The organism is Sphingobacterium sp. LZ11T8 (genome assembly GCF_024261425.1).
In the GTDB taxonomy this organism is placed as follows: Bacteria; Bacteroidota; Bacteroidia; order Sphingobacteriales; family Sphingobacteriaceae; genus Sphingobacterium.
On sequence record NZ_JANBZY010000003.1, the window covers coordinates 396,780 to 412,183 of the forward strand.

15 protein-coding genes are annotated in these 15,404 nt (G+C 40.3%); 10 read left to right on the forward strand and 5 right to left on the reverse strand.

Translation table 11 applies throughout. The features are described 5' to 3' along the window. Positions 1-137 precede the first annotated feature (137 nt). Positions 138-1,559, forward strand: coding sequence for a glycoside hydrolase family 125 protein (locus NLF99_RS09915; RefSeq protein ID WP_254528028.1), 1,422 nt, complete (start codon positions 138-140; stop codon positions 1,557-1,559). 60 nt (positions 1,560-1,619) lie between these two features. Here NLF99_RS09915 and NLF99_RS09920 read toward each other — a convergent pair whose 3' ends face one another. Further along, positions 1,620-2,477, reverse strand: a complete 858-nt coding sequence (locus NLF99_RS09920; RefSeq protein ID WP_254528029.1) for a hypothetical protein — start codon at positions 2,475-2,477, stop codon at positions 1,620-1,622. A gap of 306 nt (positions 2,478-2,783) precedes the next feature. On the opposite strand from NLF99_RS09920, the gene murI reads away from it, so the two are divergent. Then, the gene (gene murI, locus NLF99_RS09925) at positions 2,784-3,608 is read left to right on the forward strand and encodes a glutamate racemase (RefSeq protein ID WP_254528030.1); all 825 of its coding nucleotides are present in this window, start codon (positions 2,784-2,786) and stop codon (positions 3,606-3,608) included. An 80-nt stretch (positions 3,609-3,688) separates the two neighbouring features. Next, a complete protein-coding gene (locus NLF99_RS09930) occupies positions 3,689-4,429 on the forward strand; it encodes a carboxypeptidase-like regulatory domain-containing protein (RefSeq protein WP_254528031.1) in 741 nt (246 codons plus the stop codon). A gap of 35 nt (positions 4,430-4,464) precedes the next feature. Here the strand turns inward: NLF99_RS09930 and NLF99_RS09935 are convergent, their stop codons facing one another. Continuing rightward, the gene (locus tag NLF99_RS09935; RefSeq protein WP_185214159.1) at positions 4,465-4,890 is read right to left on the reverse strand and encodes a SufE family protein; all 426 of its coding nucleotides are present in this window, start codon (positions 4,888-4,890) and stop codon (positions 4,465-4,467) included. 6 nt (positions 4,891-4,896) lie between these two features. Next, the gene (locus NLF99_RS09940) at positions 4,897-6,120 is read right to left on the reverse strand and encodes an aminotransferase class V-fold PLP-dependent enzyme (RefSeq protein ID WP_254528033.1); all 1,224 of its coding nucleotides are present in this window, start codon (positions 6,118-6,120) and stop codon (positions 4,897-4,899) included. Between the two features lie 154 nt (positions 6,121-6,274). Here NLF99_RS09940 and NLF99_RS09945 point away from each other — a divergent pair, with 154 nt between their 5' ends. From NLF99_RS09945 to NLF99_RS09955, 3 genes are all read left to right on the forward strand, one after another. Beyond that, positions 6,275-7,267, forward strand: a complete 993-nt coding sequence (locus NLF99_RS09945) for an acyl-ACP desaturase (RefSeq protein WP_185214157.1) — start codon at positions 6,275-6,277, stop codon at positions 7,265-7,267. A 724-nt stretch (positions 7,268-7,991) separates the two neighbouring features. Continuing rightward, positions 7,992-8,141 (forward strand): hypothetical protein, encoded by a 150-nt coding sequence (locus NLF99_RS09950; RefSeq protein WP_254528035.1) that lies wholly within the window; start codon positions 7,992-7,994, stop codon positions 8,139-8,141. Between the two features lie 204 nt (positions 8,142-8,345). Further along, complete coding sequence (locus NLF99_RS09955; RefSeq protein ID WP_254528037.1) at positions 8,346-9,227, forward strand: AraC family transcriptional regulator; 882 nt, start codon at positions 8,346-8,348, stop codon at positions 9,225-9,227. 10 nt (positions 9,228-9,237) lie between these two features. Here the strand turns inward: NLF99_RS09955 and NLF99_RS09960 are convergent, their stop codons facing one another. Next, positions 9,238-10,248, reverse strand: a complete 1,011-nt coding sequence (locus NLF99_RS09960; RefSeq protein WP_254528039.1) for a zinc-binding alcohol dehydrogenase family protein — start codon at positions 10,246-10,248, stop codon at positions 9,238-9,240. A gap of 398 nt (positions 10,249-10,646) precedes the next feature. On the opposite strand from NLF99_RS09960, the gene NLF99_RS09965 reads away from it, so the two are divergent. From NLF99_RS09965 to NLF99_RS09980, 4 genes are all read left to right on the forward strand, one after another. After that, positions 10,647-11,084, forward strand: a complete 438-nt coding sequence (locus NLF99_RS09965) for a MarR family winged helix-turn-helix transcriptional regulator (protein WP_254528041.1) — start codon at positions 10,647-10,649, stop codon at positions 11,082-11,084. A 6-nt stretch (positions 11,085-11,090) separates the two neighbouring features. Then, the gene (locus tag NLF99_RS09970; RefSeq protein WP_185214152.1) at positions 11,091-12,095 is read left to right on the forward strand and encodes an NAD(P)/FAD-dependent oxidoreductase; all 1,005 of its coding nucleotides are present in this window, start codon (positions 11,091-11,093) and stop codon (positions 12,093-12,095) included. Between the two features lie 2 nt (positions 12,096-12,097). Further along, positions 12,098-12,427 (forward strand): 2Fe-2S iron-sulfur cluster-binding protein, encoded by a 330-nt coding sequence (locus NLF99_RS09975; RefSeq protein ID WP_254528044.1) that lies wholly within the window; start codon positions 12,098-12,100, stop codon positions 12,425-12,427. 187 nt (positions 12,428-12,614) lie between these two features. Then, positions 12,615-13,934: an NAD(P)/FAD-dependent oxidoreductase gene (locus tag NLF99_RS09980; RefSeq protein ID WP_254528046.1), complete on the forward strand. Its 1,320-nt coding sequence runs from the start codon at positions 12,615-12,617 to the stop codon at positions 13,932-13,934. Between the two features lie 1,259 nt (positions 13,935-15,193). Here NLF99_RS09980 and NLF99_RS09985 read toward each other — a convergent pair. Beyond that, entirely contained in the window at positions 15,194-15,403 is a 210-nt protein-coding gene (locus NLF99_RS09985; protein ID WP_254528048.1) for a hypothetical protein, read from the reverse strand. Position 15,404 lies beyond the last annotated feature (1 nt).

The following is a 15,404-nucleotide window of genomic DNA, read 5'->3' on the forward strand; positions in this document are numbered from 1 at the left end:
CAAAGGTACTTTTATTAATTGAGCTAAACTTATTTTTGCTCATATTAAACGCTAAAACGTTTAGTCTATCCAAGGTAAAATCAAGTACAATTTGTATATTGCTACCTAATTAATTGTAAAACTATTCTATTAAAAATATGAAACGTAGAACTTTTCTTCAAAATTCTGCCTTATTGGGCGCCGGAATGCTCGCTAGCAAGTTCTCTTTTGCCGAGGGGATCAATGATTTCCCAGTAGTCCGTACGCCGGTAGACAAACGTCATTTCAGCAGTAAGTTGGTGGAAGGCATGATCAAGGAATTCCAGAAAAATGTAGCCGATAAAGAACTTGGTTGGATGTTCAACAACTGCCTTCCAAATACCTTGGATACCACTGTATATGATGAATCCAAAGGCGATAGAAAATTAACCTATGTCATTACGGGCGACATCGATGCCATGTGGCTTCGCGACAGTAGTGCACAGGTTTGGCCGTACATTCAGTATGTCAACAAGGACAAAGACCTCAAAAACATGATCCTTGGATTGATCAACAAACAATCTGAATGTATCAATATTGATCCTTATGCCAATGCATTTTACAATGATCCGACCAAAAAAGGAGAATGGTTTACGGATCACACCGACATGAAACCGGGAATGCATGAGCGTAAATGGGAAATTGACTCCCTTTGTTATCCTATCCGCCTGGCTTACCGCTATTGGAAAGAAACAAATGATAACACGCCATTTGATGACACTTGGGTAAAAGCGCAAGAAGCTACCGTGAGGACCTTCAAAGAGCAACAACGTAAAAATGGTGTAGGACCCTATAAGTTTGAAAGAACAACATCTAGAGGTTCAGATACCCTACAGGTAGATGGATATGGATACCCTGTGAATCCAGTGGGATTGATCGTTTCCAGTTTCCGTCCTTCCGATGACTGTAGCATTTTTGGATTCTTGATCCCATCAAATCTTTTTGCCATTGTCAGCCTTCGTCAATCTGCAGAAATCCTTAGAAAAGTTAAAAACAATACGGCGCTCGCTTCAGAAATGGAAGCACTTGCCAATGAGGTTGAAACAGCTGTCAACCAATATGGTATCATTGACCATCCAACACATGGCCGAGTTTATGCATTTGAGGTGGATGGATTTGGAAGTTACCTGATGATGGACGATGCCAATGTACCTAGCCTATTAGCCCTTCCATATCTAGGTGCGGTGGATGTCAATGACGAGGTTTACCAGAGAACAAGAAACTTTATCCTTTCGGATAAAAACCCATTCTTCTTTAAGGGAAAATTTGCAGAAGGCATCGGTGGTCCACATATCGGCCGCGATATGATTTGGCCGATGTCAATCATTATGCGCGCAAATACCTCTACCAATGATGAGGAAATCAGACAGTGTGTACAAACCTTAAAGAAAACACATGGCGGAACAGGCTTTATGCATGAATCTTTCCATAAGGATGATCCAAAAAAATTCACCCGTCACTGGTTCGCATGGACCAATACCTTATTCGGAGAATTGATGTGGAAACTTTATAAAGAAAAACCAGAGCTATTAAAAGCTTAACAACATAAAAGCCCTCAAACCAATGAAGTTATGAGGGCTTTTTTATTTCTATCATGTTTATTAATTTCTAGGCTCGGCCATGACAAGATAATACGTTTCTGAAGAATTTATTGGATCCTGTGCTGGTTGGGCCAATAAAACGATGTTATTTTTTGCCGTTTGCCAGATTTTTATTGGATAATATTTTTCATCCAATGGATTTTTAAAAAGCTCCTTGTATTTTCCAAAGAGATTAGTTTTTTTAACATCTCCGGTATAACTAAATTGACTTTCACCAAAATTCGTATTGATACATCTTGTTAATGCATTGAATGATATTTCTGAATATTCATTTCCCAGTGTGCCTCTGCCCAAACCAAATTCTAGTCTAGCAAATGGTTTATCTCCAGTAATGTTACTTTTTAGATTAAAATACTCTTTACTAAAAGTATTGTTTGAACTGTAAAACTCTGTATCCTTGCCATCCTTCCAGTTTATTCCCAAGAAGTCTTTTGTGTTTTTGACATGAAATTCTACCGAATCCCTTCTTACAACAGCATTGTCCTTAAAAGCTGATAAATAAAGGGTATAGGTCCCTGGTATGGAGAATGCAAAGCCAACCTTTACAGTAACTGAAGATTTAGTTTTTGATTCAAAATACATCTTAGGAATTTCCCAATGAACAGAATCAAATACTCCCATATATGTAATACCAATATCAAAAGGATCAGCTTTTTCTCCTTCTAATCCCAAAAAAGCATCCACGTTTTCGAAAAGACTCAGATCCGACTTATTTGCATTAATAGTAATTTTCGGATATTCTACCGCTGGTTTTGGATCTGGCTCTGGCTCTGGCTTCGGATCAGGTGTAATCTCACTCTTTGTACATGCAGCTAACAAAGCTACTACGGCAATTAAGGCCAATGTGATTTTTTTCATAACAAATAAATGGAATAGTTAAAAAGTACTTATACAGTCAAATACCGATATTATTAATAATGTATCTCACTAACAAAATGACCAAATTTATTTCGATTGGTTTAAATAAATCTGAAAATTTAATATTGAGTTAACATTAGCAGGAACCCTCTGTAGGATTAACGAAAAAACTAAAACTGAGATGTGTTTTTTTTTCAGATTCACTGCACCCACACATAACTTTATACGAAACAATTTTTGCAATCATTTGCATTTGAAAACAGAATCTGCAACCTTTGTATCAATTTTTAAGAAAGCACATTGTTCATGTCTGCAAAAAACAGTCCCGGTCCTATTGGCATATTTGATTCTGGATATGGTGGTCTTACGGTTTTCAAAGAGATCCATAAGCATCTTCCAGATTACGATTACATTTATTTAGGAGATAATGCTCGAGTTCCCTATGGCACCCGATCGTTTGAGACTGTATATGAATATACCAAAGAATGTGTTTTCAAATTATTTGAACTAGGCTGCAATCTGGTAATCTTGGCTTGCAATACCGCATCCGCCAAGGCCCTAAGGACCATTCAACAGCATGACCTCCCCGAAGGCAAAAAGGTATTGGGTGTGATCCGTCCGACCTCCGAAGTCGTCGACCAATTTACAAAAAGCAATAAAGTTGGAATTTTGGCGACCCAAGGAACGGTAAACTCCAACTCCTATGTCCTTGAGATCAATAAATTCCATCCGCAGATTGAAGTATTCCAGCATGCCTGTCCTTTTTGGGTCCCTTTGGTGGAAAACAATGAGCTAGAAAGTGAGGGCGCAAATTTCTTTGTCCAACAAGATATCCAACAATTGCTTGCCACGTCACCGGAGATGGACACCATCTTATTAGCCTGTACACACTACCCATTGCTATTACCCTTGATCGAAAAATACACACCAAAAGGCATCAATATTATTTCGCAAGGTAAATTGGTCGCAGAAAGCTTGGTTGATTACTTAAAGAGACATCCTGAAGTAGAAGAGATTTGCTCAAAATCCCAATCCTTGCAGTTCTTTACCACGGATGACCCCAATGATTTCAATCAGAAGGCGGAAATTTTCTTTGGCAAAAAGATCAGTTCAAAGTTTATCAAGGTATAAAATTCAGTTTGAGTTAAATTAAGTTAATAATCTAAAAACTACCGTTTTACTCTTTATTTTTAGGTATAAAACATACCTAGATGAGAATCCTTTTACTTTTTCTCTTGATCATTTCAGGAACACTTTCCCAAGCTCAGACCGTTTCTGGTATCCTTCGAGATTCGGAGACCGGAAGAATATTGGTCAAGGCCAAAGTAAAAAGCAGTATTGCAGAAACTTTTAGCGATCTGCAAGGAAAGTTCTCCATAAAGGTTATGAAGCAGGATAGCCTGTTTTTCTATCAGCAAGGTTATCAGGTACTGAAGATAAACCTCTATTTGGATCAACCCCAAAAAGATTTATCCATCATTACCTTAAAACCGAGTTATATTGCCATTGAAGAAGTAAAGGTTGAAGGAAAAACAGAGAAAAACGATTCCACTCAAATCAAAATCGACCTGGGCATCCCAAAAACGCCAAAATATCGACAGGTTGTCCTAGGTAGAGCAGATATGTCGGGCAATCCAAGAGGATTCTTGGCAAATGGAAGTACCGCAAGATTGTTTACCGTAGATTTACTTGCGGTCAAGAGAATGCTATTTAAGAGCAAAGTCAAAATCCCTTTAGAAGAACAATTGGAAGCCGATGAGTATAGCATACAATATATCGACATGACATTCTCGAAGGAATTGATCGAAGAAATGACCGGTCTGAAAGGCGATCAGGCTACTATCTTCCAAAACACCTATAGACCAAGCTATGAAGAGTTTTCTAAAATGTCAGATTACGAACTCCGTACCTATATCAAAAACCGCTTCGAAGAATATAAACCATCAAACTAAAAATGAAAAAGCTACCCTTGGGTAGCTTCTAATCTTTATGATGCTTTAGCCTGTAGAGCCAAACCATATAATTTCATCTGTTTGACCATGGAAAGCAATCCATTTGCCCGCGTCGGCGAAAGATGCTCCTTTAAACCTATCTGATCGATAAAATAAAGGTCGGCATCCGCAATTTCCTTTGGACTATGCCCAGATAGTACTTTTACCATGAGACTTACCAAACCTTTAGTGATGACCGCATCAGAATCAGCCGTAAAATATAATTTTCCATCATCTTTCAACTCAGGGACCAACCAAACTTTAGATTGGCATCCTTTGATGATATATTGATCTTGTCTATTCGATTCATCAATCAATGGTAATTCCTTCCCTAATTGGATGATGAGTTCATATTTCTCCATCCAATCTTGATAAAAGGAAAAATCCTCAATCAATTCATCCTGTATTGCATTAATTGTCATAATCTTTTATACTAACATGGCAACGGCACGTTTCACTCCTGTCACCAATGCGTCGATTTCTTCTTTTGTGTTATAAACTGCTAAGCTTGCCCTTACTGTTCCCGGAATATGGAACTGCTCCATCACGGGTTGAGCACAGTGATGTCCCGTACGAACCGCAATTCCCAATTTATCCAACAGCACGCCGATGTCATAAGGGTGGGTACCATCAACAACAAAGGAAATCACGGAAGATTTCTCTTTTGCTGTTCCGATAAAACGGATTCCTTCTACTTCACTCAATCTTTCCGTAGCGTAGGCCAACAATTCATCCTCATACTTCTTGATATTATCCAATCCCAAATGGTTGATATAATCAATCGCAGCATTTAAGGCAATTCCGGCTTCAATATTAGGGGTACCGGCTTCAAACTTAAAGGGAAGTTCATTGTACGTGGTTTTCTCAAAGGTCACATCTTTGATCATATCACCGCCGCCTTGATATGGAGGCATCTTATTCAACCATTCTTCCTTACCGTACAATACTCCAACACCTGTTGGGCCGTACATCTTATGTCCTGAGAACACCAAGAAATCAACGTCCAGTTCCTGAACATCAATTTTTATATGTTGAACAGCCTGCGCCGCATCAATCAGCACCGGTGTATTTTGAGCATGCGCCAAATCAATAATTTCCTTGATTGGATTGATCGTGCCCAATGCATTCGAGACATAATTCACAGAAACAATCTTGGTTTTGGGGCTTAATAAAGATTTATAAGCATCCATATCCAATTCACCAGCTTCTGTCATCGGGATTACCTTCAAGGAAGCACCCTTCGCTTCGCAGATCATCTGCCAAGGAACTATATTAGAATGGTGCTCCATGGCCGAAATTAGGACCTCATCCCCTGCCGAAATAAACTCCTGTCCAAAACAGGTCGCCACTAAATTGATGCTATCTGTTGTTCCTTTGGTAATAATGATTTCATAGTCATGCTTTGCATGAATGAACTCCTGAACCTTTCTACGGGTTACCTCAAAGGCATCCGTGGAAATCTGACTTAGGTAATGAACCCCACGATGAACATTGCTGTTCATATCGGTATAATAGTTTAGGATGGCATCAATCACCGCTTTAGGCTTCTGTGTTGTTGCACCATTATCTAAATAGACCAAAGGCTTCCCGTTTACCTCACGTTTCAAAATCGGAAAATCTTCTCTAATCGCTTTGATGTCTAATGTATTCAATTCTAACTCTTTTTAATTAACACACAAAGTTAAGATATAATAAAACATATCGGGCATCAATAAAGTTATTTATAAGTAATAATCCATATTGCGGTTTGAAATAATAAAATATTAAATTATTATTAAGAGCAGATTGACTACCTTTGTTATAATTATGCAAGAACTACCTTTAAACATACCAGAAGGCTCAAGAAAAGAGGTAATGACCTACTTGGAACCCTTCATGCTCAATGAAATGGCCGAGTACCTAAAACCTGTTGAGGATATGTGGCAACCAGCAGATTTTCTGCCTGATTCTGCAAGAGACACTTTTTTTGAGGAAGTCCGTGATTTACAGGAAAGCGCGAAGGAATTACCTTACGACTTAGTAGCAGTGCTGATTGGCGACACCGTGACCGAAGAAGCCCTACCTACTTATGAGTCTTGGTTGACCATGGTGGACGATGTAAACAAAAACGAACAAGGTGGCTGGATGAAATGGGTTCGTGCATGGACTGCGGAAGAAAACAGACACGGGGATTTGCTGAACAAATACCTTTACCTGTCGGGCAGGATTGACATGAAACAGTTTGAGATCTCCGTTCAATATCTGATCAAGGATGGTTTCGACATCGGTACAGGTGCCGATCCTTATAGAAACTTTATCTATACTTCATTTCAGGAATTAGCAACGAATGTTTCCCATAGACGTGTTGCTGCCCTTTCTAAGAAAAGCGGTGATAAATTGCTGGCAAAAATGTGTGGTGTTATTGCTTCGGATGAAGCGAGACACGCAAAAGCATATATGTCCTTTATCTCTCATGCCATGGCAGTAGACCCTAGTGAGGTCATGATTGCATTTGAAGACATGATGAAGAAAAAGATCGTCATGCCGGCGCACTTCCTGAGAGAATCTGGAGAACCTCAAGGTGGAGCGTTCGCCCATTTCTCGGATGCTGCTCAACGATTAGGCGTGTATACGGCCGTTGACTATGTAGATATCCTAAAAGAATTGATCAATGATTGGAAAATCGACCAAGTTTCCGGATTGAATGAACAAGGTGAGAAAGCTCGCGACTATCTCATGCGCCTACCAGATCGCTTATTGCGCCTGGCCGACCGCATGAAAGTCCCAGAGAAACAATATAACTTCAAGTGGATCTATTAATCCCTTGATTCAAAACCCAAAAGAGACCGCAGATTGCGGTCTCTTTTGGGTTTTGAGATATTTATTTGAACCAGGATCAAAGGGATGGGAGGATGGACCAAGATCATGGTATGAATATGGCTTCCTAGCCTATTTTGTGCCTCAATTCCGTCGGGGCGAATCGCATTTGCCCGCTTCATATTTTGAATAAACAATAGGTTTTTATTTGCGTACATATCTGCACATTTGGTTTCCGCCACGATGTCATTCTGGCGAAGGAAGGATCTCGGAACTATATAAAAATCCAATTTTGAAATCATTAAGTATTACAATGGCGTACAGGTCCTCAATCTTCGATCGAGAATGACAGGCAATTTTGGGAGGAGAACCGTACAGATTCCTCACTGATCGTTCAGAATCAAAATGCGCTAAAGAGGGATTCAGAGTGAAACGAAGAATCTATTGTTTTAATTTTTTTGAGATGGTTGTCATTCCGAAATCGTAAGATGAGGAAACCATTTCAAATAAAGAATGGATAGGTCCTAGACCCTTCGGGGAAAGCCCTCAGGGTGACACAAAAGATTTATTGAAAAACATTTCACCCACGCTTTGGGTTGGCCCAAAAACAAACCACCCTTCTACAAAGATTTCACCCCCTCTGGGGGTTTTAAAATTCTAAAAGCATCCATCCTTCCAAAGGAAGCCCTTTAGCCCCCCGGCTCATTTCCAATGGCGGAAAAATGGAATGAATGCCGTTGCCCGGTGCGATGGGATTGGCCTTGGAATGCTTCCTCAAGATCATCCCATCAAAAGGGAGGATATTGAGGAAGATATTCCTGACATCAAGGCATTCTTTTCATGTGAAGTGGATGGTGCGAAAAGCCATCTTAAATGAGCCGAAGCGTTTTGGTTACTTTTGCGCCTCAAAAGTAACGAAGAGAATTGGTATCCGTGAGCTCCTCCGTCGGTTTGGTTACTTTTCCGCGAAAAAGTAACGAATACCCCCCTTCTATCTTATTTATTACAGAGTTTATTTGAATTCCCTTTCGCAAATCCGTAATTTCAAGGCACATTACCTGGAATCACATAACATCAATACATGAAACCCAAATTTGACCGCATATTAAGTCAACTTGACAATGAAGTGTACAAATTCCGACACTTTAGCGATCAATTGTTTTCAACGAACTTCCATTTTCATAAAGAGATCCAAATTAACTATATACAAGAGGGTTCTGGGCAACGTGTGGTTGGGGACAATATCTCCAATTTTGAAAAGGATGAACTTACGCTTTTGGGGTCCAATCTACCACATGTATGGTACTCCAATCCATCCAGCCATCCAGATGATAAAAAGGCAATATCCATCACCTTGTTCATTGATGTGGACAAATGTTTATCCCTATTGGATCCCCTGCAAGAAACCCACTCCCTGCGGAATTTCTTTGATAAGATGGATCGGGGCGTAATGTTTCTGGGTAAAACAAAAAAAGAACTGACCAAGCTACTTTTTGCCATCAATGAAGCAGAAGATCTGCAGAGGACCATCTATTTCCTGCAGCTGTTGGAACGCTTGATCAAGGCGGAGGACTTCCGATATATATCGAGCTCATCCTATAGGAACCGGTATTCAACCCAAGAATTTAAGGGCAATCAGGTAGATCACATTATCCGTTTTGTACTAGAGAACTACAATAAGGAGATTAAACTGGATGAGGCAGCGGAGATGGCGAGCATGACTAAACAGGCCTTTTGCCGTTTTTTCAAAGCTAGGACCCAAAAAAGCTTTATACAATTCGTCAACGAAACCCGAATCAGCATCGCTTGTCAAGAGATTTTAAAAACCGATAGCCTGATCAGCAATATTGCCTATGATTGCGGTTTTTCAAGCCTATCCAACTTCAACAAGATATTCAAATCGATCAAGGGTGTTACGCCCCGACAGTATAAGGATCGGTTAATGGGAAGGCTGGAAGCTTAATTTCCCGTAATCAGAACTCCACAAGTGCCTTTATTACCATTGAATTCGGATCCAAAAGGCCTTGAAATTTATACCCAAGTTCTTCAAAACCAATTTTATGCGTAATAAAATGTGCTAGATTGATCTTTCTATTTTTCAAAAATGAAATGACCTCTTCAAAATCACTTCGATCAGCATTTCTACTGCTCATTAAGGTGGCTTCACGTTTATGAAATTCCGGATGACTGAATTGAATAGTCCCTGCTTGCAATCCTATCAAAACATACCTACCCGTATGGGCAAGGTACTGAAAACTGGAATTAATGGCCTCCAAATTACCACTAGCATCGAATACTACATGTGCCATAGTTCCCTTACTGAACTCTTGCAACTTCTCCACTGCAGAACCCGACCTCACATTGTAGGTTTCTAGTTCTTCTACCATTTTTTTAGCTGCAGCCAATCTATCCTCATGTACATCCAACAAAAGGACCTTAGCCCCTCTCTCTGTAGCAAAAATTGAGGTCGCAATCCCTATGGGCCCCGCACCAACAATGAGCACGAATTCTCTAGGCTCCAATTTTGCCCTTTTGACAGCATGCAATGCAATAGAAAAGGGTTCTACCAGAGCTAATTCTTCAGTTCTTAAGCCTTCTCCAGCAATCAAGGAACTATCAGGAACTTGGATCAACTCTTTCATTCCACCATCAATATGTACGCCGAACACCTGCAAAGAAACACAGCAATTCCCTTTCCCCTTTTGGCAAGCCACACATTCCCCACAATTAAAATAGGGCAATACCGTCACTGATTGTCCCTTTTGGAAATTAGGGTCCATTGTTTCTACGATTTCGGCTGCAATTTCATGACCTAGCACCCTAGGATAGGTAAAATAAGGCTGCGTTCCTTCAAAGGCATGCAAGTCAGTCCCACAGATGCCGATTGCCTTGACCTTTAACAGGGAATGTCCAGGTTTGATCCGATTACAGACCTCTTCTTTATATTCCAATTCTCCAGGTTTTTTACATGCTAAGATTTGCATAGATTTAGGATTTAGATTTCATAAAATTAATTATGTTTGAGAAAGGATTTTTGATCGATATTATCTTTAAATAAATAGATATTAACAAAAAAAAGCCATTCCAAAAAAACCAAAAATTTGAGTTCAATAAAATATTCATTAAACTCTGGCTCAACCATTTCATTTAAAATTTGATGTAAGTATACCACCAAGCTCCGACCTCATTCGAGACACATTCCGAATTTTCCGAACATGTCTCGAATGAGGTCAAACTGAGGTCCGAAGATTATTGACCTGGAGGAGTCAATGAAAATCGAATTTTGGAATTTTATCAATCATAATAATCATGTAATATTTCAGTCCAAATTCTTTGAAATGTTAAATATTGAGTAAATTTACTTGTTGTACTAATAGTTGTTATGCTAAAAGAAAAATTCAATCAATATTCCTTTATTCTAGACCGTACGGCTAGAAGGGTAAAGCAGTTTGCCCAGTCTTCCTTTTCGGCACATGGGATTGACCTTACTGTAGACCAATGGTCGGTGATAAAAACGCTATATGAGCAGGAGGACTTGACCCATAAAGATCTGTCAGAGAAATGTGGGAAAGACCAACCCACGATGACCAGGATCGTCGATCTATTATTGAAGAAAGGTTATGTACATCGCATTGTGCATCCTAATGATCGTAGGAGCCTGCATATTCAATTGACTGAGGCTGGACAGGCGCAAGCGAAAAGTTTAACTCCACTGGTAAAGGATTTTAGGATGAAGGCATGGGAGAATTTGACAGAAGAAGATTTCGAAAATTTCACGAGAATATTAAACACAATTTATAATAATCTAGAAACAAAATAAAAAGATATGATTACGACAGATATTTGCATAATTGGAGCTGGACCCGTGGGTCTATTCGCTGTATTTGAAGCTGGTCTTTTAAAAATGCGCTGTCATTTGATTGATGTATTGCCACAGGTTGGGGGCCAGCTATCGGAAATCTATCCACACAAACCAATCTATGATATCCCGGGCTATCCCAGTATTACCGCACAGGAATTGATCAACAATCAGATGAAGCAGAATGAACCATTCCAACCCACATTTACCTTGGGTGAGCGGGTTGATGGCTTGCAGAAGCAAGAGGATGGATCTTATATGGTAGTCGGTTCGGAAGGTACTCAGATCCATTGCCAAGTTGTGGTTATTGCAGGTGGACTAGGTTGTTTTGAACCTCGAAAACCGGAACTGCAAAACCTGAGCAATTTTGAGGGCAAGAATGTGCATTACATGGTCAAAAATCCAGAAAAATTCCGGGACCAACGCATCGTTATCGCTGGAGGTGGTGATTCTGCATTGGACTGGACCATCTTTCTGAGCGATGTCGCAAAAGAGGTGACATTGGTGCACCGCAGTGACAATTTCCGCGGAGCACCAGATTCAGCGGAGAAGGTCTTCAATTTGGCACAAACCGGTAAGATCAATCTTTTGCTATCACATAACTTACAGAGCCTCAATGGCAATGGCCATTTAGAATCTGTACTTATGACAAACAAAAGCAAGGAAGAGATTGTTGTTCAAACAGATCATTTCATCCCACTTTATGGATTGAGCCCTAAGTTAGGGCCGATTGCAGATTGGGGATTAAACATTGATAAAAATGCCATTGAGGTGGATACATTTGATTATTCGACCAATGTGGAGCGGATTTATGCCATCGGTGATATCAACACCTATCCGGGAAAATTAAAGCTGATCTTATGTGGTTACCATGAAGCAGCATTAATGGTTCAGAGTGCCTTTAAGTATGTCTATCCGGAGCAAAAACTAAGTTTTAAATACACGACAGTAAACGGTATCAATGCGTTCTAATTATGGAGAATATCATCACTATTAATGTAGAGGATCGAGACGGGACAAGGCAGGAAGTCATGGTCCCTACAGATGTAAACCTGAGCTTGATGGAAATCCTGAAAGCATCAGAATACGATATCTTGGCAACCTGCGGCGGTATGGCACTCTGTGCTACCTGTCATGTAGAAGTTCTTGAGGGGGCAGAAAATCTGCCAGAAGCGGAAGATCAAGAGCTAGATATGCTAGACACCTTACCTGATTCGGATGACAAGAGCAGGTTAGCTTGTCAGCTGAGGTTGACCGAATCGAATAATGGTTTGACCATAAAGATTAAGGGAAGTTTACAATAAGCTTCAATATAGTGTACTTACTACACTTAGTTCGCTATATTTAACTTATTGAAAACAAAGAGAATAGCACGAGTTTAAACATCAATTTCATGTTTTATCTAAATTAAATGCAAATTATTGATAAAATATGCAGGAAAATGTCAGATATTTGTGCCTTATTTTAAAATTCTTATAACAAGGAAGTATTATGTTACTAAATCGTTCTGAAAGAAACTTTCCCCGAGTTATCATAATTGGAGCTGGATTCGGAGGTGTGGAACTAGCTCGACAGCTGAAAAACAAAGAGGTGGAAGTTCTGTTGATAGACCGTAACAACTACCACACCTTTCAACCCCTGATGTACCAGGTAGCGACCGGTACCTTAGCGTCTGATTCTATTTCATTTCCATTGCGCAAGATGTTCAAGAACCAAAAGAACTTTCGTTTCAGATTGGCGGAGGTATTGAGCATTGACAGCAAAAATAAAATGGTCCACACATCGGTTGCCGACTATGATTATGATTATCTCGTGATCGCAACGGGAGCTACTTCCAACTTCTTTGGCAACAAACAGGTGGAGAAATATGCATTACCGATGAAGAACATCATCGAAGCATTAAATATCCGTAGCTATCTCCTACAGAACCTTGAGGAAGCGGTCTTGAGAAAGAACGCCTCTGATAGAGAGCGATATCTAAATTTCGTTGTTGTGGGTGGAGGTCCGACGGGAGTTGAACTTTCTGGTGCCATTGCCGAATATCAACAGCATATGTTGAAAAAGGATTATCCAGAACTATCGACCTATGAGATGAAAGTCTTCTTGGTAGAAGGAACTGGAAAAATCTTGGGTGCACTTTCTGAAAAATCATCCCGCGATGCAGAGAGATACCTGCATGAGCTAGGTGTAAAAACCATATTGAACACGGTCGTAACGGATTATGACGGTAACACCGTTACCCTTTCTTCAGGAGAACAGATCCCTACCAAAACGGTTATCTGGGGAGCTGGCGTGATGGGACAAATGCCGGAAGGTATCAACCCAGAGATTATCCAACGTGGTAACCGAATCAAAACCAACGAACAATGTATCGTGGATGGCGAAGATGTGGTATATGCCATTGGAGACGTTTCTGCCATGATCTCTGAAGAAAACCCTAGAGGTTTACCTGGTGTTGCTCCAGTAGCTCAACAGCAAGGAAAATATGTTGCAAAACATATCCTAAACAAACTGAACAACCAAGAAACAGAAAACTTCAAGTACTTTGATAAAGGTTCCATGGCCACTGTTGGTAGAAACAGAGCGGTGGTGGACATGGGAAACCTGCACTTAAAAGGCTTTATCGCATGGATGACCTGGATGTTTGTGCACTTGGTATCGATCTTTGGATTCAGGAACCGTTTGGTTACATTCGTCAACTGGTCTATTAAGTTCCTGACCAAAAACTCAGGCATCCGTCTGATTATCCATAAGTATATCCGACCTCAATCTGAACCAACCGTAAAGGGTGAAGAGGTAGCTCAGCAATAAAACAAACTATAATATTTTAGAGAAAGGTTGATCAAAAGTCAACCTTTTTTTGTGAAAGAGTATCGTTTGAACCAGGATGCCCTTCGACAGTTCATCGAGCGAAGTCGAGATTCCGCTCAGGGTACAGGACAAGGGGTTCGACTCCGCTCAGCCTCCGGATAGACCATGATTTTGATCAATTTGTCGCTGGAAAGTCTACGTTGCTGTAGGTCGTATAGGATACACCCGCCAAATACAAACCTTAATAATTTGTGCCAAACTGATGGTTTCCTCGAATTCTCTTCGTTTCTTTTGAAGCCCAAATTAACCAAACCGACAAAGGAGCTCACGGACACCAGCTCTCTTCGTTACTTTTGAAGCCCAAAAGTAACCAAAACCGACGAAGGAGCTCACGGACACCAGCTCTCTTCGTTACTTTTGAAGCGCAAAAGTAACCAAAACCGACAAAGGAGCTCACGGACACCAGCTCTCTTCGTTACTTTTGAAGCGCAAAAGTAACCAAAACGCTTCGGCTCATTTAAGGTGGCTTTTCGCACTGTCCTTCGCACATGGATAGAATGCCTTGATGTCGGGAATATCTTCCTTCAAAATTCTCCTTTTTGATGGAGAATTTTTTGAAAGCATTCCAAGGCCATTCCCATCGCGCGAGGCATCGGCATTCTTTCCATCTTTCCGCCACTGGAAATGAGCCGGGGGGCTAAAGAGCTTCCTTCGGAAGGATGGATGAATACTTTAAGAATTTTAAAACTCCTGGAAAGGGTGAAATCTTTGTAGAACCTAGATGTTTGAAATGGCCAACCCACAGCGTGGGTGAAATGTTTTTCTGTAATTTCCCTTTATTGGCATAATAACAATAAAAAATAGTTCCCTCATCTTACGATTCGGTATGACATCATTCCCATAAAAAAACAACAATAGATTCTTCGCTTCACTCTGAATCCATCTTTAACGTAATTGCGATTCTGAACGATCACTGAAGAATCTGTACGGTTCTCCCCCTCATGACCCTGTCATTCTCAATCGAAGATTGAGGACCTGTACAGCATTGCAATCCGTAATTAATTATGTCTGTAAAACTCCGAAATCCTTCCTTCGTCAGGTCGCCAACAAAGGAGGAAAGAAGGTGCAGGAAATTACATCAACGTATTCCTCAACCAATTTCTCGATTTGTTCTGTAATAATCCGAGATGTTTCGTTCCTCAACATGACAAAAAAGCGGTAACCGAAGGTGCAAGAAAACACAGCAATACGACTATTATTTATTCAAAACATGATGCGGGCTTACGCAATAAGCCCCTAAAGTTCTGGGGAATTTCCAGCGCCACATTACCAAAATGATCTTGGTCCATCCTCTCATCCCATGAATCCTGGTTCAAATCCAGATCTTGGTCTATCCTCTCATCCCATCCATCCTGGTTCAAAAACCCCAACCCCCCTAATCCCATTGCTTCCCAAAATCCCAAGGCCATC